Annotated in this window: 19 protein-coding genes and 2 tRNA genes; 15 read left to right on the top strand and 6 right to left on the bottom strand. The window is 64.3% G+C overall.

Features of this window, described 5'->3' with window-relative positions:
• The first annotated feature begins 66 nt into the window (after positions 1–66).
• From tig to ASE90_RS00740, 5 genes are all read left to right on the top strand, one after another.
• The gene (tig, locus tag ASE90_RS00760; protein WP_055994628.1) at positions 67–1,677 is read left to right on the top strand and encodes a trigger factor; all 1,611 of its coding nucleotides are present in this window, start codon (positions 67–69) and stop codon (positions 1,675–1,677) included.
• Positions 1,678–1,787: 110 nt separating this feature from the next.
• Complete coding sequence (locus ASE90_RS00755) at positions 1,788–2,714, top strand: glycosyltransferase family 2 protein (RefSeq protein ID WP_055994626.1); 927 nt, start codon at positions 1,788–1,790, stop codon at positions 2,712–2,714.
• Positions 2,715–2,807: 93 nt separating this feature from the next.
• Complete coding sequence (locus tag ASE90_RS00750) at positions 2,808–3,437, top strand: ATP-dependent Clp protease proteolytic subunit (RefSeq protein WP_055994623.1); 630 nt, start codon at positions 2,808–2,810, stop codon at positions 3,435–3,437.
• A 129-nt stretch (positions 3,438–3,566) separates the two neighbouring features.
• Complete coding sequence (gene clpX, locus ASE90_RS00745; RefSeq protein ID WP_055994619.1) at positions 3,567–4,832, top strand: ATP-dependent Clp protease ATP-binding subunit ClpX; 1,266 nt, start codon at positions 3,567–3,569, stop codon at positions 4,830–4,832.
• Between the two features lie 97 nt (positions 4,833–4,929).
• The gene (locus tag ASE90_RS00740) at positions 4,930–5,631 is read left to right on the top strand and encodes an HAD family hydrolase (RefSeq protein ID WP_055994616.1); all 702 of its coding nucleotides are present in this window, start codon (positions 4,930–4,932) and stop codon (positions 5,629–5,631) included.
• A 38-nt stretch (positions 5,632–5,669) separates the two neighbouring features.
• Here the strand turns inward: ASE90_RS00740 and ASE90_RS00735 are convergent, their stop codons facing one another.
• Positions 5,670–5,906, bottom strand: coding sequence for a hypothetical protein (locus ASE90_RS00735; protein ID WP_055994613.1), 237 nt, complete (start codon positions 5,904–5,906; stop codon positions 5,670–5,672).
• On the bottom strand, positions 5,903–7,603 hold the full coding sequence (locus ASE90_RS00730) for a M1 family metallopeptidase (RefSeq protein ID WP_055994610.1): 1,701 nt from the start codon (positions 7,601–7,603) through the stop codon (positions 5,903–5,905). The genes ASE90_RS00735 and ASE90_RS00730 overlap by 4 nt, the downstream gene beginning before the upstream one ends.
• Positions 7,604–7,697: 94 nt before the next feature.
• On the opposite strand from ASE90_RS00730, the gene lon reads away from it, so the two are divergent.
• The 5 genes from lon (at position 7,698) to ASE90_RS00705 (ending at position 15,584) form a co-directional block, all read left to right on the top strand.
• On the top strand, positions 7,698–10,181 hold the full coding sequence (gene lon, locus ASE90_RS00725; RefSeq protein ID WP_055994607.1) for an endopeptidase La: 2,484 nt from the start codon (positions 7,698–7,700) through the stop codon (positions 10,179–10,181).
• 186 nt (positions 10,182–10,367) lie between these two features.
• Complete coding sequence (locus tag ASE90_RS00720) at positions 10,368–10,640, top strand: HU family DNA-binding protein (protein ID WP_055756411.1); 273 nt, start codon at positions 10,368–10,370, stop codon at positions 10,638–10,640.
• Between the two features lie 51 nt (positions 10,641–10,691).
• Positions 10,692–10,766: transfer RNA gene (locus ASE90_RS00715), tRNA-Val, on the top strand.
• Between the two features lie 265 nt (positions 10,767–11,031).
• The gene (locus ASE90_RS00710; RefSeq protein WP_055994604.1) at positions 11,032–12,663 is read left to right on the top strand and encodes a hypothetical protein; all 1,632 of its coding nucleotides are present in this window, start codon (positions 11,032–11,034) and stop codon (positions 12,661–12,663) included.
• 104 nt (positions 12,664–12,767) lie between these two features.
• On the top strand, positions 12,768–15,584 hold the full coding sequence (locus ASE90_RS00705) for a TonB-dependent receptor domain-containing protein (protein ID WP_055994601.1): 2,817 nt from the start codon (positions 12,768–12,770) through the stop codon (positions 15,582–15,584).
• Positions 15,585–15,639: 55 nt separating this feature from the next.
• On the opposite strand, the gene ASE90_RS00700 is transcribed toward ASE90_RS00705, so the two are convergent.
• Positions 15,640–16,317, bottom strand: a complete 678-nt coding sequence (locus tag ASE90_RS00700) for a prolyl hydroxylase family protein (protein WP_055994598.1) — start codon at positions 16,315–16,317, stop codon at positions 15,640–15,642.
• An 81-nt stretch (positions 16,318–16,398) separates the two neighbouring features.
• Between ASE90_RS00700 and ASE90_RS00695 the strand changes: the two genes are divergently transcribed.
• Positions 16,399–16,475: transfer RNA gene (locus ASE90_RS00695), tRNA-His, on the top strand.
• A gap of 26 nt (positions 16,476–16,501) precedes the next feature.
• A complete protein-coding gene (locus tag ASE90_RS00690; RefSeq protein WP_055994595.1) occupies positions 16,502–17,551 on the top strand; it encodes a Glu/Leu/Phe/Val family dehydrogenase in 1,050 nt (349 codons plus the stop codon).
• A 64-nt stretch (positions 17,552–17,615) separates the two neighbouring features.
• Here the strand turns inward: ASE90_RS00690 and ASE90_RS00685 are convergent, their stop codons facing one another.
• A complete protein-coding gene (locus tag ASE90_RS00685) occupies positions 17,616–19,391 on the bottom strand; it encodes a cation:proton antiporter (RefSeq protein WP_055994592.1) in 1,776 nt (591 codons plus the stop codon).
• A gap of 106 nt (positions 19,392–19,497) precedes the next feature.
• On the bottom strand, positions 19,498–20,718 hold the full coding sequence (locus tag ASE90_RS00680) for an NADP-dependent isocitrate dehydrogenase (protein ID WP_055994589.1): 1,221 nt from the start codon (positions 20,716–20,718) through the stop codon (positions 19,498–19,500).
• A 121-nt stretch (positions 20,719–20,839) separates the two neighbouring features.
• Here ASE90_RS00680 and ASE90_RS00675 point away from each other — a divergent pair, with 121 nt between their 5' ends.
• On the top strand, positions 20,840–21,571 hold the full coding sequence (locus ASE90_RS00675; protein ID WP_055994586.1) for a phosphatidylserine decarboxylase: 732 nt from the start codon (positions 20,840–20,842) through the stop codon (positions 21,569–21,571).
• A gap of 2 nt (positions 21,572–21,573) precedes the next feature.
• Complete coding sequence (locus ASE90_RS00670; protein WP_055994583.1) at positions 21,574–22,341, top strand: CDP-alcohol phosphatidyltransferase family protein; 768 nt, start codon at positions 21,574–21,576, stop codon at positions 22,339–22,341.
• Here ASE90_RS00670 and ASE90_RS00665 read toward each other — a convergent pair.
• On the bottom strand, positions 22,304–22,528 hold the full coding sequence (locus tag ASE90_RS00665; RefSeq protein WP_055994581.1) for a hypothetical protein: 225 nt from the start codon (positions 22,526–22,528) through the stop codon (positions 22,304–22,306). The two genes, ASE90_RS00670 and ASE90_RS00665, sit on opposite strands and share 38 nt — an antisense overlap.
• A 257-nt stretch (positions 22,529–22,785) precedes the next feature.
• Here ASE90_RS00665 and rpsB point away from each other — a divergent pair, with 257 nt between their 5' ends.
• A complete protein-coding gene (gene rpsB / locus ASE90_RS00660) occupies positions 22,786–23,568 on the top strand; it encodes a 30S ribosomal protein S2 (protein ID WP_055994578.1) in 783 nt (260 codons plus the stop codon).
• Positions 23,569–23,640: the final 72 nt, after the last annotated feature.

Raw genomic sequence — 23,640 nt, 5'->3', positions numbered from 1 at the left:
GTGACGCCGCCGCCCGGTCGATGCTGGAGCCGCCCCGAATCGATTCCTTTGACGAAAGCTTCGAGAATGCAGACTGTCGAGACGTTGAACGAGGGCCTGAAGCGCGCCTACATGCTGACCATCACCGCGGCAGATATCGACTCAAAGGTCGATGCCGAGGTCAAGCGCGTTGCCCCGACCGTGAAGATGCCCGGCTTCCGCCCCGGCAAGGTGCCGGCGAACCTGGTTCGCAAGATGCATGGCGAGGCGTTGGCGCAGGATGCGCTCAACAGCTCGATCCAGGACGGCATCCAGACGCTGATCGCCGAACAGAAGCTGCGCCCTGCCACCGCCCCGCAGGTGTCGCTCGACGGCACCTATGCGCCCGGCCAGGACGCTGCGGTTTCGGTCTCGCTGGAAGTCCTGCCCGACGTGCCGGCCCCGGCGATCGACGGGCTGCAGCTGGAGCGCCTGACCGTCCCCGCCGACGAAACGGTGGTCGATCAGCAGATCGAACAGCTCGCCAGCAGCAACAAGCGCCACGAAGACGCCGAGGAAGGCCATGAGGCCGCGACCGGCGATCTGGTCGTAATGGATTTCGTCGGCAAGGTCGACGACGTCGCGTTCGACGGCGGCACCGGCGAAGGCATGTCGATCGAGATCGGATCGGGTCGTCTGATCCCCGGTTTCGAAGACCAGCTGGTCGGCGTGAAGAAGGGCGACGAAAAGACGATCAACGTCACCTTCCCCGACGACTATCAGGCCGAAAACCTGAAGGGCAAGGCCGCGACCTTCGACCTGAAGATCACCGATGTGAAGGTACCTGCCGAAGGCGGTCCGGACGACGAGTTCGCCAAGTCGCTGGGTCTCGAAAGCCTCGAGCAGCTGCGTGGCCTCATCAAGGGCCAGATCGAGCAGGAACTCAACGGCCTGACCCGCACGCACATGAAGCGCAAGCTGCTCGATCAGCTCGCCGCCGGCCATGATTTCGAAGTTCCGCCGTCGATGGTCGAAGCCGAGTTCGAGCAGATCTGGGCACAGCTTCAGCATGAAGCCGGCCACGAAGCCGATCCGGAAGCCGCCCGTGCCGAGTTGGAAGCCGAGCGTGAGGATTATCGCCAGATCGCCGTCCGTCGCGTCCGCCTCGGCCTGCTGCTGTCGGAAATCGGCCAGGCCAACGGCATCGAGGTCAGCCAGCAGGAAATGCAGCGCCTGATCATGCAGGCCGCGCAGCAGTACGGCCCGGAAGATCGCCAGCGTTTCATGCAGTATGTCCAGCAGGAGCCGATGGCGGCCGCCCAGCTGCGTGCCCCGCTGTACGAGGACAAGGTCGTCGACTTCCTGTTCGGCAAGGCCGAGATCACGGACCGCGAAGTGTCGCGCGAGGAACTCGAAGCCGCGATCGAGAGCGAAGAAGGTGCGGTGCCGCACGTGCATGGCCCGGACTGCGGTCACGATCACAGCCACGACCATGACCACGCTGCGGCGAAGCCGGTAACGGCCAAGGACGTCGAGCCGGCTTCGCCCGACGCGCCGGCCGAAGCCGAAGCGCCCAAGAAGAAGGCCGCGACCCGCAAGGCACCTGCGAAGAAGGCCGACGATGCGCCGGCCGAAACCGCTGACGCGGAGGCCGAACCGGCACCGGCCAAGAAGCCACGCGCCAAGAAGAAGGTCGAGACCGAAGCCGAAGAAGGCTGATCGGTCCGGACGGAACGGCATAAAGGCCGTCCGCTTCCCGAACGGGAGCGGGCGGCCTTTTGCTGTCGGGATGCTTGCTTTCGGCGACGCGGGATGTTGTACGCCCGGGCATGTCCATGACCGTCGCCGTCCTGCTGCCCTGCTATAACGAAGAAGCCGCGATCGCGGCGACCGTCGCCGAGTTCCGCGCCGCGCTGCCGCAGGCGACCGTCTATGTGTACGACAACAACTCCACCGATCGCACGATCGAGGTCGCGCAGGCGGCGGGGGCGGTGGTGCGGACCGAGCGCCTGCAGGGCAAGGGTGCGGTCGTGCGACGGATGTTCGCCGACATCGACGCCGACATCTACGTCATGGCCGACGGCGATGCGACCTATGACGCGGAGGCGGCACCGCAACTGGTCGCGCGGTTGATCGACGAACAACTCGACATGGTCGTCGGGCAACGGGTAAGCGAGGCCGTACTGGCCTATCGGCGCGGTCACCGCTTCGGCAATGCCATGCTGACGGGCATGCTCGCCCGGCTGTTCGGCCGGAGTTTCACCGATATCCTGTCAGGGTACCGGGTGTTTTCGCGCCGGTTCGTAAAGAGTTTTCCGTCGCTGTCGGCCGGGTTTGAAATCGAGACCGAGATCAGCGTCCACGCGCTCGAACTTCGCATGCCGGTGGCGGAGATCGCCACGCGCTATTTCGCCCGTCCGGAGGGATCGGCCTCGAAGCTGTCGACCTATGGCGACGGCTTTCGCATCGCTCGTACCATCGCGACGCTCTACCGGATCGAGCGGCCCCTGTGGTTTTTCGGTGCGATCGGGCTGGCGCTGGCGGTGCTCGCCGTGATCCTCGCGGTACCGCTCGCGATCACCTATGCAAAGACCGGACTGGTGCCACGCTTTCCGACCGCGATCCTCGCGACCGGCCTCGTGATCCTGGCGTCGCTCTGCCTGTTCTCGGGGTTGATCCTCGATACCGTCGTACGCGGCAGGCGGGAGGTTCGACGGCTTGCCTATCTCGCGCACCGCGCACCGGGTGGCCGCTAACCATCTTTCCGGGTGCGCTGCGGCGGGGTAGCCTCTTGCGTCGCCTTCCGCGAGCGCCGATGTAGGGGGCGAATTCTACTCAGCGGGAACCCAATGCAGGATATTCACGACGGCCTCGTCCCTATCGTCATCGAACAGTCGAGCCGCGGCGAGCGCAGCTTTGACATCTATTCGCGCCTGTTGCGTGAACGCATCGTGTTCGTGACCGGCGGCGTCGAGGATCATATGGCCTCGCTGATCACCGCTCAGCTGCTGTTCCTCGAATCGGAAAATCCGAAGAAGGACATCTGGATGTACATCAATTCGCCGGGCGGCGTGGTGACGGCCGGTATGGCGATCCACGACACCATGCAGTATATCCGTCCACGCGTCGGCACGGTCTGCATCGGTCAGGCGGCGTCGATGGGCAGCTTCCTGCTGGCGTCGGGCGAACCCGGCATGCGTGTAGCGTTGACCAACGCGCGCATCATGATCCACCAGCCGTCGGGCGGCGCGCAGGGCATGGCGTCGGACATCGAAATCCAGGCCAAGGAAATCCTGCGTATTCGCCGTCGGATGAACGACCTTTACGCGAAATACACCGGGAAGCCGTTGGATGTGATCGAACGGGCGATGGACCGCGATACCTTCCTCGAAGCGGACGAGGCCAAGGCGTTTGGACTGGTCGATCAGGTATTCGACAAGCGTCCGGGCGCGCCCGAGGAAGGAAGCTCGGGAGCCTGAGGCGGTTCGGCCGACCGCGCATCAACCGGCGGCGCGGTCGGATAAACTTTTAAGGCATTGCCGGATATGAGCCTGTGTGTATCCTGACAGGCGGCAAGACGCGCCACGGCGGCGCGGGAGATGATTTGAATGACGAAGCTCAGCGGCGGCGACTCCAAGAGCACACTGTACTGCTCGTTCTGCGGCAAGTCGCAGCATGAGGTGCGTAAGCTGATCGCGGGTCCGACCGTGTTCATCTGCGACGAATGCGTCGAACTGTGCAACGACATCATCCGTGAGGAAACGAAGTCGGCTCTGGTCGCCAAGAAGGACGGCGGTGTCCCGACGCCGCAGGAAATCTGCAACGTGCTCGACGATTACGTCATCGGGCAGAAGCAGGCCAAGCGTGTCCTGTCGGTCGCGGTTCACAACCATTACAAGCGGTTGAACCATGGTCAGAAGGGTGCCGACGTCGAACTGGCGAAGTCGAACATCCTGCTGGTCGGCCCGACCGGTTGCGGAAAGACGTTGCTGGCGCAGACGCTGGCACGCATCCTCGACGTGCCGTTCACCATGGCGGACGCGACAACGCTGACCGAAGCCGGCTATGTCGGCGAGGATGTCGAGAACATCATCCTCAAGCTGCTGCAGGCGTCGGACTATAACGTCGAGCGGGCGCAGCGCGGGATCGTTTACATCGATGAAATCGACAAGATCAGCCGCAAGGCCGAAAACCCGTCGATTACGCGCGACGTGTCGGGCGAGGGCGTGCAGCAGGCGCTGCTCAAGCTGATGGAGGGCACGACCGCGTCGGTTCCGCCGCAGGGCGGGCGCAAGCATCCGCAGCAGGAGTTCCTGCAGGTCGATACGACGAACATCCTGTTCATCTGTGGCGGTGCGTTCGCGGGTCTCGAAAAGATCATCGCCGACCGTCTGCAGGGCAAATCGATCGGCTTCGGTGCCTATGTCGCGGCACCCGAAGAGCGCCGCACCGGCGAGGTGCTGCGCCAGACCGAGCCGGAGGATCTGCTCAAGTTCGGCCTTATCCCCGAATTCGTCGGCCGTTTGCCGGTGATCGCAACGCTGGAAGATCTCGACGTTGCGGCGCTGTTGAAGATCCTGACCGAACCGAAGAACGCGCTGGTTAAACAGTATCAGAAGCTGTTCGACATGGAGGGTGTGAAGCTCGGCTTCAACGACGAGGCGCTGGTCTCGGTGTCGAAGCGCGCGATCGAGCGCAAGACCGGTGCGCGCGGGCTGCGGTCGATCCTCGAAGGCATATTGCTCGACACGATGTTCGATCTGCCGTCGATGGATGGCGTCGATGAAGTCGTGATCGACAAGGACGTGATCGAGGGCCGCAAGGAACCGGTCCGCGTCTATGCCGAGAAGAAAAAAGCGGGCGACGCGGCGTAGGCTGCCCACCCTGTAGTGAAAGACGGGCGTCGGATAACCGGCGCCCGTTTCGTTTATGGGCTTTTGGCGGGCCTGGTCGTCCGGTATCGCCTGAGTCATGCCGATCGACCTCATCTGCCTCGATGCCGACGACACGCTGTGGCACAATATGCGGCATTTCGAGGAGGCGCATGCCGCCTTTGTCGCGATGCTTCGGCCCTTTGCGGACGGCGATGTGGCGATGAAAACCCTTGAGGCGTGCGAGGCGCGCAACCTGAAACTCTATGGCTATGGTGCCAAGGGGTTCACGCTGTCGATGATCGAAACCGCGCTCGAACTGGGCGGTCAGCGATTGCCGAGCGGGGTAATCGTCGACCTGCTTGCCGCCGGACGACGGCTGCTCGCCCATCCGGTCGAACTGCTGCACGGGATCGAGGCAACGCTCGATGCCCTGGCCGACCGTGGCCGACTGGTTTTGGTGACGAAAGGCGACCTGCTGCATCAGGAGGCGAAGCTGGCGGCGTCGGGGCTGGGCGACCGGTTTTCAGGGATCGAGATCGTCAGCGACAAGACGGTCGACACCTTTGCGCGGCTGTTCGATCGCTATGGTGTTCCGGCGGAGCGGGCGGTGATGGCCGGTGATTCGATGCGATCCGACGTCCTGCCCGCGCTGGCCGCCGGAGCGTGGGCGGCGTTCGTACCGCAGCCGCTGGCATGGACGCACGAAGCCGCACCGCCGCCATCTAATCACGACCGCTTCAAGCAACTGTCGGGTCTTGGCGACCTTCCCGCATGGATCGACACGATCGCTTCACGATAAACGATCCAACACAATGCGTTGCCTCTGCGGCTAACGGGTCACCGTGGTGACGTAACCTGCCGCGCGGCGAGTGCCAGCCCCGCGACGATCTGCAAGACGGCATAGGCGCGGCGGCGGTTCGGATGGTCGACAAACGGTCGCACCAGAAACTGCGCGCCGCCCGCACGCTCCTGCCATAGTTCGACATGGCGGCGCGGCTGCAACAAGCCCAGCATACCGTCGCCGATCATGAAGGTCGCCGCCATCTCGGCCGCGCGTTTTCCAAGCTGTTTCATGGCGTTGCAACGTTTGGCGGCGCAATCGGTGCCTGCATCCGTTCGACCGCGATCGATCGGCGTAGCAATCGCGCCATCGGATCGATCACGACGTGCGCATCGGCCGGCAGGATGATCGTGGCGCTGCCGTCGGCCATCGGCACGGTTCGTACGACGCCGTCGACCTCGACCTCGACCGGAAGGGGGAATGGGCCATCGCCCGGCACCTTCCACCGCAGCGCCAGACGATCGCCATCGCGGGTCTCGATCAGGTCGGGGAGGGTGCCCCGCCGCAGATAGGTGTCGAAGAACCAGCCGAGGTCGCGGCGGCTTTCCTGCGCCGCAGCGATCTCTAAATCGCGGGTGGTCGCAAACCGCGGCTGGAAATTGCCGGGCTTCGGATCGGGGCGCCCGTACACCAGCCGCCGGGTCGCGGCGAAAAAGGCCCGGTCACCGATCAGGTGGCGCAGCGTGTGGAGCATCCACGCGCCTTTGAAATAGACGTCGGTGCCGGGACCAGCCTTCCCCTCCATCTCGCGCGCGGTGCGGGGAACGCCCGACACGACGGGAACCTTGGCGGCGATCCGGTCGCGCTGGACCAGCATCATGGCAATGTAACGGGCATCGCCCTCCCGCCACTTCGCATAGAGCGGCTGCATGTAGGCGGCGAACGATTCGTGCAGCCAGAAATCGTCCCAGTCGGCCGCCGTCATCTGATTGCCGAACCATTCGTGACTGAATTCGTGCTGGAACAGCCAGTCGAAGCCCTCCGGTGCCGGCTTGTAGCCATTGCCATAGGCGTTGATCGTCTGATGCTCCATGCCGAGATACGGCGTCTCGACCACGCCGACCTTCTGATCGGCGAACGGGTAGGGGCCGATAACCTGTTCGAAGAAATCGAGTGTCGGGGCGAATTCGTCGAACAGCTTCGCGGCCGGGGCATCCTTGCCCACCAGGTGCCAGAAATGGAGCGGGATGACGTTGCCATAACGGCTGCGATAGGTACCGCTGATCTCGCGGTACGGCCCGACGCTGATCGTCAGCGCGTAGGGGTTCACCGATCCCGAATGCCAGTTCCACGTCGTGCGCCCGTCCGGTAGCCGGTCGATCCCGCGCAACACGCCATTGGCGGGCGCGGACAGGCCGGCGGGCACGGTGAAGTGCAGGTCCGCCGTCGCCGGCTCACCCGCCGGAAAATCGAGACAAGGCCACCACAGGTCGCAGCCGGTCAGCTGGGCGGTGGTGCCGAACCATGGCTTGCCCTGCCATTCGCTCCATACGAAGCCGTCGTCCCATGGCGCTCGTTTGGCGACGCGTGGTTGCCCGGCATAGCGGATGTCGATTGCCGCTCGTTGTCCGGTGGACAGCGGACGATCGATGACGATCTGCCCGCCGCCCTGCCGCCACGCCGCCTTGGGCAGGGCGGTCCCGCCGATCGCTACTGCCGACACGGTCAACGCATCGTCGAGGTCGATGATAATTCGCGGCGTCGCCGCCCGTGCATCGAGCGTAAGGACGGCCCGCCCGGACAGCGCGCGCCGTGCCGGCAGCGCTTCGATCGCGAGGTCGACATGCGCCAGCCGCAACGCAGCACGTTCCGGTGCGACCTGCCCTCCAGATCGAAGCGTCATCGGATGCACCGGCGGGATCGGTGGCAGTTTTGGGGCCGGCGATAGCGCCGCCGCGCCGGCAAGCAGGAGCGTCAGGGGAAAGGCCACCGATCAGCTTCCCATCGACCGGAGATTGATGGGGCGGTAAGTACCACCATATAGGTGGGTGGGTCCGGCAGTTCGGCCGGGTCGTGGAGTGTCCATGTCCGAGATTACCAATTCCGTTTCGTCCGAGCCGCTGAAGCTGCCGGTGCTGCCGCTGCGCGATATCGTTGTCTTTCCGCATATGATCGTGCCGCTGTTCGTCGGGCGCGACAAGTCGGTCGCCGCGTTGGAAGCGGCGATGGCGGGATCGAAGGAAATCTTCCTCGTGGCGCAACTCGACCCGGGTGAGGACGATCCGGCGCGCGAAGACCTGTACGATGTCGGTGTTTCGGCCGAAGTCATGCAGATGCTGAAGCTGCCCGACGGTACGGTACGGGTGCTGGTGTCGGGCAAGGCGCGCGCGACGCTGACCGAACTGGAAACGGTCGACAATTATCTGGTGGCGACCGTCGCTCCGGCCAAAGCGGGTGATACGACGCTGGAAGATGCCGATGCGGGCATGGACGAGCGCGTCACCGAAACCGTCGCCCAGCCGAGTGCCGAACTGAAGGCGCTGATGCGGTCGGTCGTCGACCAGTTCGAGAATTACGCCAAGCTCAACAAGAAGCTGCCCGCCGAAACCGCGGTGCAGCTTTCCGAGCTGGACGATGCCTCGCGCCTCGCCGATGCGGTCGCTGGCAACATCGCGGTCAAGGTCGCCGACAAGCAGGCTCTCTTGGTCGAGGCTGATCCGCAGAAGCGGCTGGAAATGGTGTTCGCCTTCATGGAAGGCGAACTGGGCGTATTACAGGTCGAAAAGAAGATCCGCAGCCGCGTGAAGCGGCAGATGGAGAAGACCCAGCGCGAATATTATCTGAACGAGCAGTTGAAGGCGATCCAGCGCGAACTCGGTAACGAGGGCGAGGATGGCGATGGCGACGAAATCGCCGAGCTGACCCAGAAGATCGCCACGCTGAAACTCAGCAAGGAAGCACGGACCAAGGCGACGTCGGAGCTGAAGAAGCTCAAGACGATGGCGCCGATGAGCGCCGAGGCGACCGTCGTGCGCAATTACCTCGACGTGCTGCTGGGCCTGCCATGGGGCAAGAAGTCCAAACTGAAGAAGGACATCGCGGTTGCGCAGACCGTCCTCGACGAGGATCATTACGCGCTGGAAAAGGTAAAGGACCGGATCGTCGAGTATCTGGCGGTGCAGGCGCGGACCAACAAGCTGAAGGGGCCGATCCTGTGTCTCGTCGGCCCGCCGGGCGTCGGCAAGACCAGCCTCGGCAAGTCGATCGCCAAGGCGACGGGGCGCGAATTCATTCGGCAGTCGCTGGGTGGCGTGCGCGACGAGGCCGAAATTCGCGGCCATCGCCGGACCTATATCGGCTCGCTGCCGGGCAAGATCGTCACCAATCTGCGCAAGGCCGGAGCGTCGAACCCGCTGTTCCTGCTCGACGAGATCGACAAGCTGGGCCAGGATTTCCGCGGCGATCCGGCATCGGCATTGCTCGAGGTGCTCGACCCCGAACAGAATGCGAAGTTCAACGACCACTATCTGGAGATCGACATCGATCTGTCGGACGTGATGTTCGTATGCACCGCCAACACGCTGAACCTGCCGCAGCCGTTGCTCGACCGGATGGAGATCATCCGGCTGGAGGGGTATACCGAGGACGAGAAGGTCGAGATCGCCGAACGGCATCTGGTCGCCAAGCAGGTCGATGCCCATGGCCTCAAAGCGGGCGAGTTCGAACTGACGCAGGAAGGGCTTCGCGACCTGATCCGCTATTACACCCGCGAAGCGGGCGTGCGGACGCTGGAGCGCGAGATCGCGAAGCTGGCTCGCAAGGCCTTGCGCCGTATCCTTGAGGGCAAGGCAACGTCGGTCACCGTCACGCCGGAAAACCTGTCGGAATTTGCCGGCGTTCGTAAGTATCGCTTCGGTGTTGGCGAGGAAGAGCATCAGATCGGTGCGGTCACCGGTCTCGCCTGGACCGAAGTCGGCGGCGAATTGCTGACGATCGAAAGCGTCACCGTGCCGGGCAAGGGGTCGGTCAAGACCACCGGCAAGCTCGGCGACGTGATGAAGGAATCGGTCGAGGCGGCGTGGAGCTACGTCAAGGCGCGCTCGCCAGGCTATGGCATCAAGCCGAGCCTGTTCCATCGCAAGGACGTGCATATCCATCTGCCCGAAGGTGCTGTTCCCAAGGACGGGCCGTCTGCCGGCATCGGGCTGGTCACCTCGATCGTGTCGACGCTGACCGGGGTGCCGGTGCGGCGCGAGGTGGCGATGACCGGCGAAGTGACGCTGCGCGGGCGCGTGTTGCCGATCGGCGGCTTGAAGGAAAAGCTGCTGGCGGCGATGCGCGGGGGTATTACTACCGTGCTGATTCCGATCGAGAACGAAAAGGATCTGGCGGAGATCCCGGCGAACGTCCGCAGCGGTTTGGAGATCATTCCGGTGTCGCATGTCGACGAAGTGCTGCGACTCGCCCTGACCGAACCGCTGACCGCGATCGATTGGACCGAGGCCGACGATCTGGCTGCGCAGCCGCCCGTACCGGTACCCGGTATCGCCGAATCGCGACCGCATTGATCCACGGGGGCGGGGCGGGTAACACCGTCCCGCCGGCGTCGCCCAACCGACGCATGGCAGCGATGTTACGCAATCCATTGGATTGCGCTGACTTTGCCAATTTGCTTTGACAGGTTTCGACGAAGCGGCCTTATTGCCGCGTTCGAGTTTGGTCATATTTTTCTGATACGAAGGGGGTTCCACGGGATGAACAAGCAGGAGCTGATCGGGCAGGTCGCCGACCATTCGGGGCTTACCCGCGGCGATGCGATGAAGGCGGTCGAAGCGGTATTCGACGTCATCTCGGCGGCGCTCAAGAAGGGCGACGAAGTACGCCTTGTCGGATTCGGCACGTTTTCGGTATCGAAGCGCAAGGCATCGACCGGCCGCAACCCACGCACCGGTGAACCGATGACGATCAAGGCGTCCTCGCAGCCGAAGTTCAAGGCCGGCAAGGGCCTGAAGGACTCGGTGAATTAAGTTCTGGACACCATGGCCGGACCCCTTTAGGGAGCCGGCCTCCGGCTTTCCGGGCGCGTAGCTCAGCGGTAGAGCACACCCTTCACACGGGTGGGGTCACAGGTTCAATCCCTGTCGCGCCCACCAGATCAACGGCCGTCCGGCATGTCGAACCTCTGTCCAGAGGCGATGTGCCGGGCGGCCGTTTCTGATTCGGGACGCTGCCGTCCCGATCCGGCGCACTGTCACAAAATCGAAACCGTACCGTCTTCGAACCTTCACCGGAATCGCATGGTGCCGTCATCCGCCGATCCTAACGGGCAAGCGTGGATCGGCCAGAGGGGGAGCCCTGGACGATCGCCGGGCCTCGCGCCCGCATAACGACAAACCAGGTTTCGGGAGTTCATCGGTGATGGCCAGCAGCAAGCGCTTCGGCTTTATTCTCATGGCGACGACGGCTTGTGCCGCGCTGGCCGGGTGCAGCGGAGCCGATGGCGTCGCCTCGCCGGGTGCCGGCAGCATCAACGTGACGGTTCCGGCACCGGCTCCCACGCCCACCCCAACCGCGTCGGCCACGCCAAGCGCGATCACCGCTGCGCAGTTCGCCGCGCAAACCACTGTCAACGGCATCACCGTGACGTCGGACGAACAGCTCGCGATCGTCAACGCCGGCACCAACAACAACGTCAACGGCGTCGGGTCGGTACTGAACGGCGTGTATCCGGTCGGCGCGACGTCGCTGACGACCGCAGCCGATCCGTCGACGATCAACAGCTTCTTCACCAGCACCAACTATGTCGGCGCGCTGAACGGTCCGACCGATACCGCGTTCCAGGGCTGGACCTGCAACTCGACCTCGGCCGAATTCGGTGGTTCGGGCGCGCGCTGCACCTCGGTGCCATCGATCGGTACCTATGCCGCTGCGACCTCGGTCTGTCCGACCGGCACGACCGACGATGGCACGAACAGCTCGACTAGCCCGACGCTGCGCTATTGCCGCCTGCCGCAGAACATCACCACCGATCTGTCGCTGCCGAAGATCGCGGGCGTCGTGTATCGCCTGCGCGGGCAGACCGAAGTTGGTCGCGACGAAGGTAGTGTTGGTGCCAATGGGGTGACGCTGACGATCGCTGCCGGTGCGGTGATCGCAGCCGATTCGTCGGAAAACACCAACGACCTGTTGCTGGTGAACCGCGGTTCGAAGATTTCGGCGATCGGTACGCGCGACGCACCGATCATCTTCACCTCGCAGCAGAACCTCGCAAACAACGGCGTGTCGGACGCGTCGCAGGGTCAGTGGGGCGGTATCATCCTGCTCGGCCGTGCGCCGACCGCCGTCTGCGCCACCGGCACCGGCCCGAATACTGCCGACGGTTCGTCGACGACGTGTCAGCAGGCGATCGAAGGCGTGACCGGCCGCTTCTACGGCGGGCCGAACGCCGCCGACAATTCGGGCCAGATGTCCTATGTCCAGATCCGCTATTCGGGCATCGCGATCAGCGACGGCAACGAATTGCAGGGCCTGACGCTGGGCGGTACCGGCAGCGGCACCGTGCTCGATCATATCCAGAGCCACAATTCGGCCGATGACGGCATCGAAATCTTCGGCGGTACGACCAACCTGAAGTACATCGCCATCACTGGCGCTGACGATGACGGCTTCGACATCGACAACGGCTATCGCGGCTTCATGCAGTTCATGATCGCGGCGCAGCGCGTGCTCGGCGCGACCGCCGACTCGTTCTCGACCGAAATCGACTCGAACAACGGCGAAGACCTGCTGCCGCGTACCTATAGCACCTACGCCAACTTCACCTTCATCCAGACGGCACTCGCGCCGGCGGCGATCCGTCAACGCGGCGGTTCGGACATGCGCTACGTTAACGGCGTGGTGAAGTCGGTCGGCAACGTCGCCTGCATCAACCTGATTGCTGGCGAAACCAGCGCGACGGACCGCTCGACGATCCGTGCGGCCGACACCACCAAGCAGGACGCCGGCCCGCCGGTCTTCTCGTCGGTCTACTTCGCCTGCCAGGGCCGTTGATCCGACCCATCGCGTAACCCGCGATGACACGCCGATGCCGGGGCGGGCCGATACGCCCGTCCCGGCATTCGCTCTTTGACGAATTACAAGGTGGATCAACGGTCATGCAGCACCGCCGCGCTTACGCAACACTCCTCCTCCTGACCTCGCAACTGGTTGCGCCGGCCGTGCTGGCACAGTCGACGACGCCGGCCGCCCCGGCGACCACGACGCCTCCGGTCGTCCAGACCGGCACCGAACCCGATACCGCGGCATCCGCGCCGCAGGACGGCACGACGACCGACGCTCCGGCCGAAGTCTCGTCACCCGGCTTCGACGAAGCCGCCGGCGAGGAAATTGTCGTCGTCGGCCGCAATATTCCGAACGTCGTGCGCGCCACGCCGCAAATCGTGTCGGTGCTGTCGGAAGCGGACATCGCCCGGACCGGCGACGGCGACATCGCCGGCGCACTGACCCGCGTGACCGGGCTGTCGGTCGTCGGTGGTGGTTTCGTCTATGTCCGTGGTCTCGGCGATCGCTATTCGTCGTCGCTGCTCAACGGTTCGCCGTTGCCCAGCCCCGAACCGCTGCGCCGGTCGGTTCCGCTCGACATCTTCCCGACGTCGATCGTCGGGTCGGCGCTGGTGCAGAAGACTTATTCGGTCAACTTTCCCGGTGAATTCGGCGGTGGTGTCATCAACCTGACGTCGAAGGCGATCCCGAAGAAGAACTTCCTGTCGATCGGCGGATCGGTCGCTGCCGATACCGTCACCACCAGCGAGCTCGGTTATGTCTATGCCGGCGGCAAGAGCGACTGGATCGGCTATGACGACGGGACGCGCGGCGTGCCGTCGTTCATCCGCAATGCGGACAAGGGATCGGGCCTGATCCCGGTCGCGCAGGTCGCGCAGCTCGACAATGCCCGGACCTCGCTGTTGCAGGCCAACAACCAGCTGCCGGCGAACCTGTCGGGCGAGATTTCCGGCGGGTCGGTGTTCGATGTCGGCAGCGATCGTCTGGGCGTCATCGCCTCGCTCGGCCTGTCGAATACGTTCCGGACGCGTGACGCAACCCAGCAAGACAGCGTCAGCGAAAATGGCACGGTCCGCAATGACTTCCATACCGTGCTGACCGACAACCGGATCGTCGCCAACGGGCTGGTCGGGTTGGGCTATGAGTTCAACGACAATACGCTGCGCTGGACCAACGTCTACATCCACGACACGCTGAAGCAGGGTCGTCTGGCGGCGTCGGACAATTACAACAACTTCAGCGGCTTGCGCGTTCAACAGAACACCAACTGGTTCGAACGCCAGCTGATCGAGAGCCAGCTGGTCGGCGAATTCAAGCTGACCGACGCGCTGAAGTTCGACGCCCGCGGTGCCTTCGCCAATTCGAAGCGTAATGCGCCGTACGAACGCCAGTTCGACTATCTGTGCTCGAACCGCACCACCAACGGCTATCCGATCACGGTCACCGATGCCCCGGTGTCGCGCGGCTTCAACTGCAACGGTGCCTATCAGGTGACGCAGCGCTTCTCGCCGTTTGCCAGCGTCGTGTTCAGCGAACTGAACGAAGACCTGTACACCGGACAGGCGGATCTCGCGTACAAGCTGCCGACCGATCGTCCGATGACCGTATCGACCGGCTATTTCTATTCGAACACCGACCGTTCGTCGCGCCGGTTGCAGTTCAACTATCAGACCAGCGACGGTGCCGGCACCGCCCCCGGTTTCCCGAACAATCTGTTGCGACCCGACTATCTGCTGTCGCCCGATTCGCTGTTCAACGCCTGTCCGCAGCGCGGTGCTGGTGCCTGCACGATCGAGCTGCAGTTCAATACCCAGGCCGGTGCCTATGCCTATGACGCCAGTCTCGAAATCCATGCCGGCTATGTGCAGGCCGAGGCGGAAGTGTCGGACGGGCTGCGCGCCGTGGCCGGTGTCCGGTACGAAACGGCGAACGAGCGGGTCACGCCGATCAATCTGACGCCGACGATCCTGAAGAATGCCTATTGGTTGCCGGCGGGCACGCTGACGTGGAACTTCGCGTCGGACATGCAGCTTCGCCTCAGTGGCGCGAAGACGATCTCGCGTCCGCAGTTCCGCGAATTGGCCCCGCAGCAGTTCCGCGATCCAGACTCGGATCGCCTGTTCTTCGGTAACCCGAACCTGCGCGATTCCAAGCTCTGGAACCTCGAGGGTCGCTACGAATGGTTCTTCGGTCGCGATCAACGCATTACCGCTGCAGGCTTCTACAAGCGTATCGACAACCCGATCGAACAGGCGGGCTTCTATCCCAGCCCCGACGCGACGTTGCAGACCGGCTTCACCTATCTGCCCAAGGCGACGCTCTATGGTGCCGAGGTCGAGGCGCTGAAATACGTGCCGCTGAGCGGTCTCGGCAATGTCTTTGCGACCCGCCGCCTGCTGCTGCTGGCGAACTATACCTACACCCAGTCGCAGATTACGGCGGACGGCACCTGCGTGCCCAACCCGGCGGCGGCGCTGGGATCGCCCGGTATCGGCGGCTGTCAGGCCGGCTTCGGTCGGGCGAACGCGCTGTTCCGCGACGGCGCGCCGCTGACCGGCCAGTCGGACCATCTGGTCAACGTCCAGCTGGGGGTCGAAGATACGGCGGCTCTGTCGCAGCTGACCTTGCTGTTCAACTATGCCAGCGACCGCGTGACCAATCGCGGTCCGTCGAACCTGTCAGGCAGCGGGTTCCAGCCCGATATCGTCGAGCGTCCGGGCATCCGCCTCGACCTCGTCGCACGGCAGGGCATCGAAGTCGCCGGCGCGCAGCTGGAAGTGAAGGCAGAGGCCCGCAACCTGACCGGTACGCGCTTCTCCGAAGGTCAGGATTTCGGCGGAAATCAGGTCTATATCAACCGCTACAATCTCGGCCGGATGTTCTCACTGGGAATCACCGCCCAGTTCTGATCCCGTTCGGAACGGATCGACGGGCCGTCGGCAGCGATGCCGGCGGCCCGTTCGCCTATCCCCACGGGCGCTCGCGAAACCATTTCGTCAGCACATATTTGCTACCGTCGCGGACCTTCATCCCGTGATGCAACGTCGCCGGATTGGGGCTGCCATCGGCGCGCAGGTTGTTCCACGCCAGCAATTTGCCGGTTTCGGGCTGGACGATCTTGTCGATCGCCTTGAACCGCGTTGCGCCGCCCGCGCCGGGTTCGTTCAGGTACAGCATCACCGTCCAGGTCCGGTTGCCGGCAACCGAGCAATATCGCGCGAAGTCGCCGCCGTGCGGGTCGAAATAGTCGGTATGCGCCTTGAACTCCTGTCCGACGGCATAGCGTTGCCCCTGCAACGGCTCGCCATGCGCGGGGTCGAGGCCGCAAAAGTCTAGGATCAGCGACTCGGCCGCCGCGACTACCGGATCGGTCGAATCGAGGTCGCAGGTTTCGCTGGTGCGGAAGGTCGGGTCACCATTCGCGTCGGCGATCGTCGACGGGCGGCGTTTGGCGTCGATCCGCTCGATCAACGCCTCGCACAGCTCGGCCGGGATCAGCGCGCGCCGGATGAACAGCGACAGCCTGGCGCTGGGCACGCGCTGCACGCCCGGGCGGGTCATGATATGCGCGACGACCGGCTCGCTCGGAAAGCCGGAGCCGAAATTCGGGTGGGCGGGGGCAGGGGCTGGGACCGTTTCCATGGTCTTTTTCCTGCCAGAAGGATTGTCGGCACGCCACTGCTTGACCGATGCGTGCGGCCCGGCTAATCGCGCCCTTCCACGGCGACCGTAGTTCAATTGGTTAGAGCGCCGGCTTGTGATGCCGGAAGTTGCGGGTTCAAGTCCCGTCGGTCGCCCCATCCCTTACAGCGCTGGAGCCGCCACCGTGCAAACCGATTGGGGCTATCCCGACTTCGACGATCACGAAGGCATCCACCTGTTCTCGGATCACCGGACCGGCTTGCGCTGCGTCATCGCGGTCCATTCGACCACGCTCGGACCGGCGGCGGGCGGTGTCCGCTTCTGGCGGTACGCCAGCAGCGAAGCGGCCGTTACCGACGCGCTCCGCTTGTCGCGCGGTATGAGCTTCAAGAATGCGATGGCCGGCCTGCCGATGGGCGGCGGTAAGGGCGTGGTTCTGGCGCCCGAGGGCGGGGCCAAGACCCCCGAATTGCTCGGCGCGTTCGGTCGAGCGGTCGAATCGCTCGGCGGTCGCTATGTGACGGCCGAGGATGTCGGCATGTCCGAAGCCGACATGATCACTATTTCCAGCGCCACCAAATATGTGTCGGGCCTGCCGGTCGCGGCGGGCAATGCCGGCGGCGATCCCGGCCCGTTCACCGCGATGGGCGTCTATCTCGGCGTGCGCGCAGCGGCGAAGCGGGCGCTCGGTACCGACGACATGCGCGGCGTGCGCGTGGCGGTACAGGGCGTCGGCTCGGTCGGTGGTGGCCTTGCCCGGCTGCTCGCGAAGGACGGCGCGGTGCTGACGCTGGCCGACGTCAACGAAGCGCGGGCGGAAGCGCTGGCCAGCGAACTGGGGGCCACGACCGCTGACCCGGCATCGGTCCTGACGCTGGAGGCCGACATCGTCAGCCCGAACGCACTCGGCGCGGTGCTGGACGAGGCCACGATCGCGGCGTTGCGGTGCAAGGCCGTGGCCGGCGGCGCGAACAACCAGCTGGCGACGGCAGGGGACGGCAAGCGCCTGCAAGAGCGCGGCATCCTTTATGCCCCGGACTATGTCATCAACGCCGGCGGCATCATCAACGTCGCGCTCGAATATCTGGGGCAGGGCGACCGTGCCGAGGTCGAAAGCCGCATCGCGCGCATTCCCGACCGGCTGGTCGAGGTGTGGGACGAAAGCGACGCGAGCGGACTGCCGCATTCGGACGTCGCCGATGCGATCGCCCGCCGATTGATCGGTCGCGGCTAGGCAGCGACGAACAGCGCCGCCCCGGATCGATGCCGGCGGCGGCGCTCTTTGCACGGACAGGACGTCAGGTCGGATCGTCGACCCGCCGCAGCCGCCGGATGCGCGGCTCGCGCTCGATGCTTGCCTGTTCGCGGATCATCTGGCGCAACTCGTCGCGCTTTTCGTGGATCGAGGCGATGACCGGTCCCATCGCGACGCCGAGATCGACGAGCACCGCTTCGGATAATTGCAGCGAGCTTTCGAGCGTTTCGGGCACGGCATCGCTCACCCCGGCAGCGTAGAGTTCGGCGGCATGCGCGGCGTCGCGGGCGCGGGCGAGGATCGTGAGGTTCGGCACCCACCCTCGCACGCGCCGCGTCAACCGCACGGTCAACACCGGATCATCCATCGTCAGTACCAGTGCGGTGGCCCGGCCCAGATCGAGCCGATCGACCAGTTCCGAGCGCGCGACGTCACCGAACAGGATCGGGTGCCCCTCGGCCCGCGCCAACGCGACATTGTCGATGTCCGAGTCAACGGCAATATAACGCTTGCCGTGCGTCTTGAGCATTTCCGCGACCAGACGACCGACCCGGCCGAACCCGATGATGACGACGCCCGATCCGGTCGGGTCGACCGGGGGCGATTCCTCGCTACCGGTCCGGCGTTCGATCCGCCGCGATGCGCGCTTGCCGAGCATCGCCAGCAGCGGCGTGATGGTCAGGCCGATCGCGGTGACCGTCTGCCAGAAGGCGGCGGTCGATGCCTGGATCAACTGCGCCTGCGTCGCCGCCGCCAGCACGATCAACGTCGTTTCGGACGGGCTGGCCATCAACAGCCCGGTTTCGGTCGCGGTGCCGGGGCGCACGCCGTTCAGCCGCAACAATATACTGGTGACCAGTGCCTTCACCACCACCACCCCGGCGATCGCACCGAGCAATTCGGGCCAATTCTCGACGATCGTCGCGATGTCGAGGCTCATGCCGATGGTAATCAGGAACACGCCGAGCGCCAGCCCCTTGAACGGCGCGGTGATGACCTCGACCTCGCTATGATATTCGGTCTCGGCGATCAGCAGTCCGGCGAGCAGCGCGCCGACGATGGGCGACAGGCCTGCGGCGGTGGTGACCAGACTGGCGACGATCACCACCAGCAGGCTGGCCGACAGGAACAATTCGGGACTTTTGGTCCGCGCTGCCTGTGCGAACAGCTTCGGCAGGATGAACCTTCCGGCAAGATACAGCGCCGCGACGCTGACCCCGCCCCATAGCGCCGTGTTGGCAAGGCCGACCCAACCCTCATCGGTTGCGGTCGGTGCCAACGCGCCCAATGCGAAGATGATCGGCACGAGCGCCAGATCCTCGAACAGCAACATCGCGAAGGCGGTGCGCCCGACCGGCCCGGTGGTGCCTGCCATCGGCAGCACCAGCGCGGTTGAGGAGAGGGCAAGGGCAAGGCCAAGGCCGATCGCACCGGTGCTCGCCTGCCCCATGACCATCAGCGCAAGGCCGATCAGCAGACCCGATCCCAGCAGCTCGGCGGCACCCAGCCCGAACACCTGCCGCCGCATCGCCCAAAGCCGTTTGAACGACAGTTCGAGACCGATCGAGAACAGCAGCAGGATGATGCCGAATTCGGCAAAGGGCTCGATCGAATGCCGGTCGGTAATCGTGATGTGATAGAGCCACGGCACCCGGTCGACCAACGCGCCCAGCCCGAACGGACCGACAAGAACGCCGACGAGGATGAACCCGATCACCGGATTGACGCGAAACCGGGCAAAGGCAGGAATGACGAGGCCGGCGGCCCCCAGAATGACCAGCGAATCGCTGAACGGCGTGGAATCAATCGGCAACGGCATGGGCGCATTGTTGCGGATGCGACACGGTGGCGGCAACCGCTAACGCACGAACGGCGCCCATCCGATGGGATGGACGCCGCTCATTCGACCGTCAGGTCGGCGTGGATCAGCCCTGCGAACCCATCGCCGATTCGAGGTTGACGCGAACCTGTTCGAAGAACTGTTCGGTGGTCATCCATGGCTGGTTCGGACCGATCAGGATCGCGAGATCCTTCGTCATATGCCCCGCCTCGACGGTCTCGATGCAGACGCGCTCCAGCGTTTCGGCGAACTTGGTGACTTCGGGCGTATCGTCGAACTTGCCGCGATACTTCAGGCCACCGGTCCACGCGAAGATCGACGCGATCGGGTTGGTCGAGGTCGCCTTGCCCTGCTGATGCTGGCGATAGTGACGCGTAACGGTGCCATGCGCCGCCTCGGCCTCGATCGTCTTGCCGTCTGGCGACATCAGGACCGAGGTCATGAGACCCAGCGAACCGAAGCCCTGCGCGACCTGATCCGACTGCACGTCGCCGTCATAGTTCTTGCAGGCCCAGACGAATTCGCCATGCCACTTGAGCGCCGAGGCGACCATGTCGTCGATCAGACGATGCTGATATTCGATGCCGGCGGTCTGGAACTTGTCCTTGAACTCTGCCGCGAACACCTCTTCGAAGATATCCTTGAAGCGGCCGTCATACGCCTTGAGGATCGTGTTCTTGGTGGACAGATACACCGGCCAGCCGCGGCCGAGGCCATAGTTCATCGACGCGCGCGCGAAATCGCGGATCGATTCGTCGAGATTGTACATGCCCATGGCGACGCCGGCGGCCGGGAAGTCGAACACCTCCTCCTCGATCACCTGACCGTCGGTGCCTTCCCACTTCATGGTCAGCTTGCCGGCACCGGGGACCTTGAAATCGGTCGCCTTATACTGGTCGCCGAACGCATGGCGGCCGACGACGATCGGCTTGGTCCAGCCGGGGATCAGGCGCGGGACGTTCGAAATGACGATCGGTTCGCGGAATACGACGCCGCCGAGGATATTGCGGATCGTGCCGTTGGGCGAACGCCACATCTTCTTCAGGCCGAATTCCTCGACGCGCTGTTCGTCGGGGGTGATCGTGGCGCACTTCACGCCGACGCCGTACTTCTGGATCGCCTTGGCGCTGTCGACGGTGATCTTGTCGTCGGTCTCGTCGCGCTTTTCGATGCCGAGATCGTAATAGTCGAGGTCGATTTCGAGGTAGGGCTGGATCAGCCGCTCGCGAATCCATGCCCAGATGATGCGGGTCATTTCGTCGCCGTCGATTTCCACGACCGGGGTTTTGACCTTGATCTTCGCCATGCGCCTGCTCTCGATGTCTGTTGCGATTGCCGCGGCCTTACGGGGTCGGTTGGCAAGGATCAACCGGGTCGGGAATGCGCGGCGGTTGTCAGCACGGCCCGCCTTGGGTACACCACGCTTCATGGCATCGCTCGAAAAGCCCGCGGTCGGCACCACGACCGTCAAGTGGCGCTGGCCCTCGGTTCATCCCGAAGGGCGCAAATACGTCCTCATCGCCGCCGCCGTCACCGCTTTCTTCGCTTTCATGGCGTGGGAGACGCTGGCCTGGCCGATGGCGCTGGTCACCTTGTGGGTCGCGGCCTTTTTCCGCGATCCGATCCGCACCACGCCGCAGGGCGAGGGGCTGATCGTCGCGCCTGCCGACGGGCTGGTGACGATGATCGAGCGCGTCGAACTGCCGCCGGAATTGCGCGGGCCGAACGGTCTCGGCGATCAGCCGCTGGTGCGCGTATCGATTTTCATGTCGGTGTTCGACGTCCATATCAACCGCACCCCGATTGCCGGAACGATCCGGCAGGTGGTCTATATTTCGGGCAAATTCCTGAATGCCGATCTCGACAAGGCGAGCGACGAGAATGAACGCCAGCATGTCGTGGTCGAGAGCCTCGACGGCCAGCGGGTGGGCTTCACCCAGATCGCGGGACTCGTCGCGCGGCGGATCGTCGGTTTCGTGAAATCGGGCGACTTCGTTGCCGCCGGGCAGCGGGTCGGACTGATCCGATTCGGCAGCCGGGTCGACGTGTTCCTGCCTGAAGGGATCGCGCCGCAGGTCGTGCTCGGCCAGCGCAGCGTCGCCGGGGAGACGGTCCTTGGTCGACCGGGCCTGCCCGCGCCCTCCGGGATTGCGCAGTAACGATGCGGCGCCCCCTGCCAGTCCGCGGTATTCCGCTGCGTGCCCTCGCTCCGAACGCGGTCACCGCGCTCGCTTTATGTTCCGGCCTGACCGGTATCCGGTTCGCCATCGGCGGCGAATGGGAACGCGCCGTGCTGATGGTGCTGCTGGCTGGCGTTCTCGACGGTATCGACGGCCGGGTCGCGCGCATGTTGCGCGGTGAGAGCCGGTTCGGAGCGGAATTGGATTCGCTGTCGGATGCGATCTCGTTCGGCGTATCGCCGGCGCTGATCATGTATCTATGGGCGTTGCTCAACGAACCGCGCGTCGGCTGGATCGTCTCGTTGATCTATGCTGTGTTCACTGCGCTGCGGCTTGCCAGGTTCAATGCGCGGATCGACGTCGCCGAACAGCCACATAAATCGGCGGGTTTCCTGACCGGCATTCCGGCGCCGGCCGGCGCGGGCCTTGCGATGTTGCCGCTCTATGCCTGGATCTGGAGCGGTGAGGCGATCTTTCGCTCGCCATGGATCGTGGCGCCATGGGTGGCATTCGTCGCGTTTTTAATGGTGTCGAGCCTCGCGACGTTCAGCTGGTCGTCGCTTAAACTTCGCCGCCACATCCGCTTTGAAGCGATCGTCGGACTGGTCGTGGTGGCCGCGGCACTGGTATCCGCCCCGTGGCAGACGTTGACGGTGGTATGCGTCGCCTATCTGGCGACGCTACCGTTCAGCATCCGCAGCTATGGCCGGATCAGGCGGCAGCGCGAAGCGGCTGCGGCGCGACCGTAACAGCGCGCTGCCGGATGACGCCGCGTCGCGACGTCAGGCGAACCGGCGGCAGCGGATCGATCGACCATTCCGGACCCTGGCGCAGCAGGCGCAGGATGCGATCGCTCGCCGGCAGGATGGTGGCGACGATCGTTCCCATGGCGATCATGAACGCGGCGGCGAACAAGGCGTAAGCAAACAGGGCCATCTCAAAACTCCCCGGAACAGATGCGATTCCAAAAAACCGCAATTTGTCGAACATCTCGGCCGGATCACGGTTCCATGATCCGCTTCTGGACCTGTAATGTTCTCATATCGTTCCAACGTCAAGACTTGATCGTTAGCACGTCCTGCGCTAAGGGCGCCGGTCTCAACCCCACATGGGAAGCGTACATACCGGTGCCCGAGCCTTTGGCTCGATAAGGGTTCCTGCTTCCCAGAGGATCAACCGGAAGGAATTATCCTATGGCGGCACCCGTCGTCACCATGCAGGCGCTGCTCGAGTCGGGCGCGCACTTCGGCCACCAGACCCACCGCTGGAACCCGAAAATGAAGCCGTACATCTTTGGCGATCGTAACGGCGTCCACATCCTCGACCTGTCGCAGACCGTGCCGCTGTTCGCGCGCGCGCTCGAATTCGTGTCGTCGACTGTCGCGTCGGGCGGCAAGGTCCTGTTCGTCGGCACCAAGCGTCAGGCGCAGGAGCCGATCGCCGAAGCCGCTCGCAAGTCGGGCCAGCATTTTGTCAACCATCGCTGGCTGGGCGGCATGCTCACCAACTGGAAGACGATCAGCAACTCGATCAAGCGTCTCAAGGCGCTCGAAGAGCAGCTGTCGGGCGACACGCACGGCCTGACCAAGAAGGAAGTGCTGAACCTGACCCGCGAGAAGGACAAGCTGGAGCTGTCGCTCGGCGGTATCCGCGATCTGGGCGGCATTCCCGACATCATGTTCGTCATTGATGCGAACAAGGAAGAACTGGCGATCAAGGAAGCCAACACGCTGGGTATCCCGGTCGTCGCGATCCTCGATTCGAACGTCTCGCCGGACGGCATCGCTTTCCCGGTGCCGGCGAACGACGACGCCAGCCGCGCGATCCGTCTGTACTGCGAAGCGATCGCGATCGCCGCGACTCGTGGCGGTCAGCAAGCGATGGCGCATTCGGGCCGCGATCTCGGCGCGATGGACGAGCCGCCGGCGGAAGAGGCGCTGAGCGTCGAGCAGTCGGAAGCTCCGGTCGAAGCGTAAGCTGTCACGGAACTGACGTGCGGGCGGGGCAGGGCGAAACACGCGCTGCCTCGCCCGCAAGCATATCGAACA

The sequence above is a fragment of the Sphingomonas sp. Leaf67 genome, assembly GCF_001421965.1.
Lineage (GTDB): Bacteria > Pseudomonadota > Alphaproteobacteria > Sphingomonadales > Sphingomonadaceae > Sphingomonas.
Note: the sequence above shows the minus strand (reverse complement) of the source record. Positions and strands in the feature narration are given on the sequence as shown.

What these genes read in the sequence shown, in the direction of transcription:
- lon (WP_055994607.1), top strand. Translation starts at nt 7,698, where the DNA reads ATGTCCGAGATTACCAATTCCGTTTCGTCCGAGCCGCTGAAGCTGCCG.
- ASE90_RS00750 (WP_055994623.1), top strand. Translation starts at nt 2,808, where the DNA reads ATGCAGGATATTCACGACGGCCTCGTCCCTATCGTCATCGAACAGTCG.
- ASE90_RS00665 (WP_055994581.1), bottom strand. Translation starts at nt 22,528, where the DNA reads ATGGCCCTGTTTGCTTACGCCTTGTTCGCCGCCGCGTTCATGATCGCC.
- ASE90_RS00675 (WP_055994586.1), top strand. Translation starts at nt 20,840, where the DNA reads ATGGCATCGCTCGAAAAGCCCGCGGTCGGCACCACGACCGTCAAGTGG.
- tig (WP_055994628.1), top strand. Translation starts at nt 67, where the DNA reads ATGCAGACTGTCGAGACGTTGAACGAGGGCCTGAAGCGCGCCTACATG.
- ASE90_RS00685 (WP_055994592.1), bottom strand. Translation starts at nt 19,391, where the DNA reads ATGCCGTTGCCGATTGATTCCACGCCGTTCAGCGATTCGCTGGTCATT.
- ASE90_RS00680 (WP_055994589.1), bottom strand. Translation starts at nt 20,718, where the DNA reads ATGGCGAAGATCAAGGTCAAAACCCCGGTCGTGGAAATCGACGGCGAC.
- ASE90_RS00670 (WP_055994583.1), top strand. Translation starts at nt 21,574, where the DNA reads ATGCGGCGCCCCCTGCCAGTCCGCGGTATTCCGCTGCGTGCCCTCGCT.
- rpsB (WP_055994578.1), top strand. Translation starts at nt 22,786, where the DNA reads ATGGCGGCACCCGTCGTCACCATGCAGGCGCTGCTCGAGTCGGGCGCG.
- ASE90_RS00705 (WP_055994601.1), top strand. Translation starts at nt 12,768, where the DNA reads ATGCAGCACCGCCGCGCTTACGCAACACTCCTCCTCCTGACCTCGCAA.
- ASE90_RS00735 (WP_055994613.1), bottom strand. Translation starts at nt 5,906, where the DNA reads ATGAAACAGCTTGGAAAACGCGCGGCCGAGATGGCGGCGACCTTCATG.
- ASE90_RS00755 (WP_055994626.1), top strand. Translation starts at nt 1,788, where the DNA reads ATGTCCATGACCGTCGCCGTCCTGCTGCCCTGCTATAACGAAGAAGCC.
- ASE90_RS00720 (WP_055756411.1), top strand. Translation starts at nt 10,368, where the DNA reads ATGAACAAGCAGGAGCTGATCGGGCAGGTCGCCGACCATTCGGGGCTT.
- ASE90_RS00700 (WP_055994598.1), bottom strand. Translation starts at nt 16,317, where the DNA reads ATGGAAACGGTCCCAGCCCCTGCCCCCGCCCACCCGAATTTCGGCTCC.
- ASE90_RS00710 (WP_055994604.1), top strand. Translation starts at nt 11,032, where the DNA reads ATGGCCAGCAGCAAGCGCTTCGGCTTTATTCTCATGGCGACGACGGCT.
- clpX (WP_055994619.1), top strand. Translation starts at nt 3,567, where the DNA reads ATGACGAAGCTCAGCGGCGGCGACTCCAAGAGCACACTGTACTGCTCG.
- ASE90_RS00740 (WP_055994616.1), top strand. Translation starts at nt 4,930, where the DNA reads ATGCCGATCGACCTCATCTGCCTCGATGCCGACGACACGCTGTGGCAC.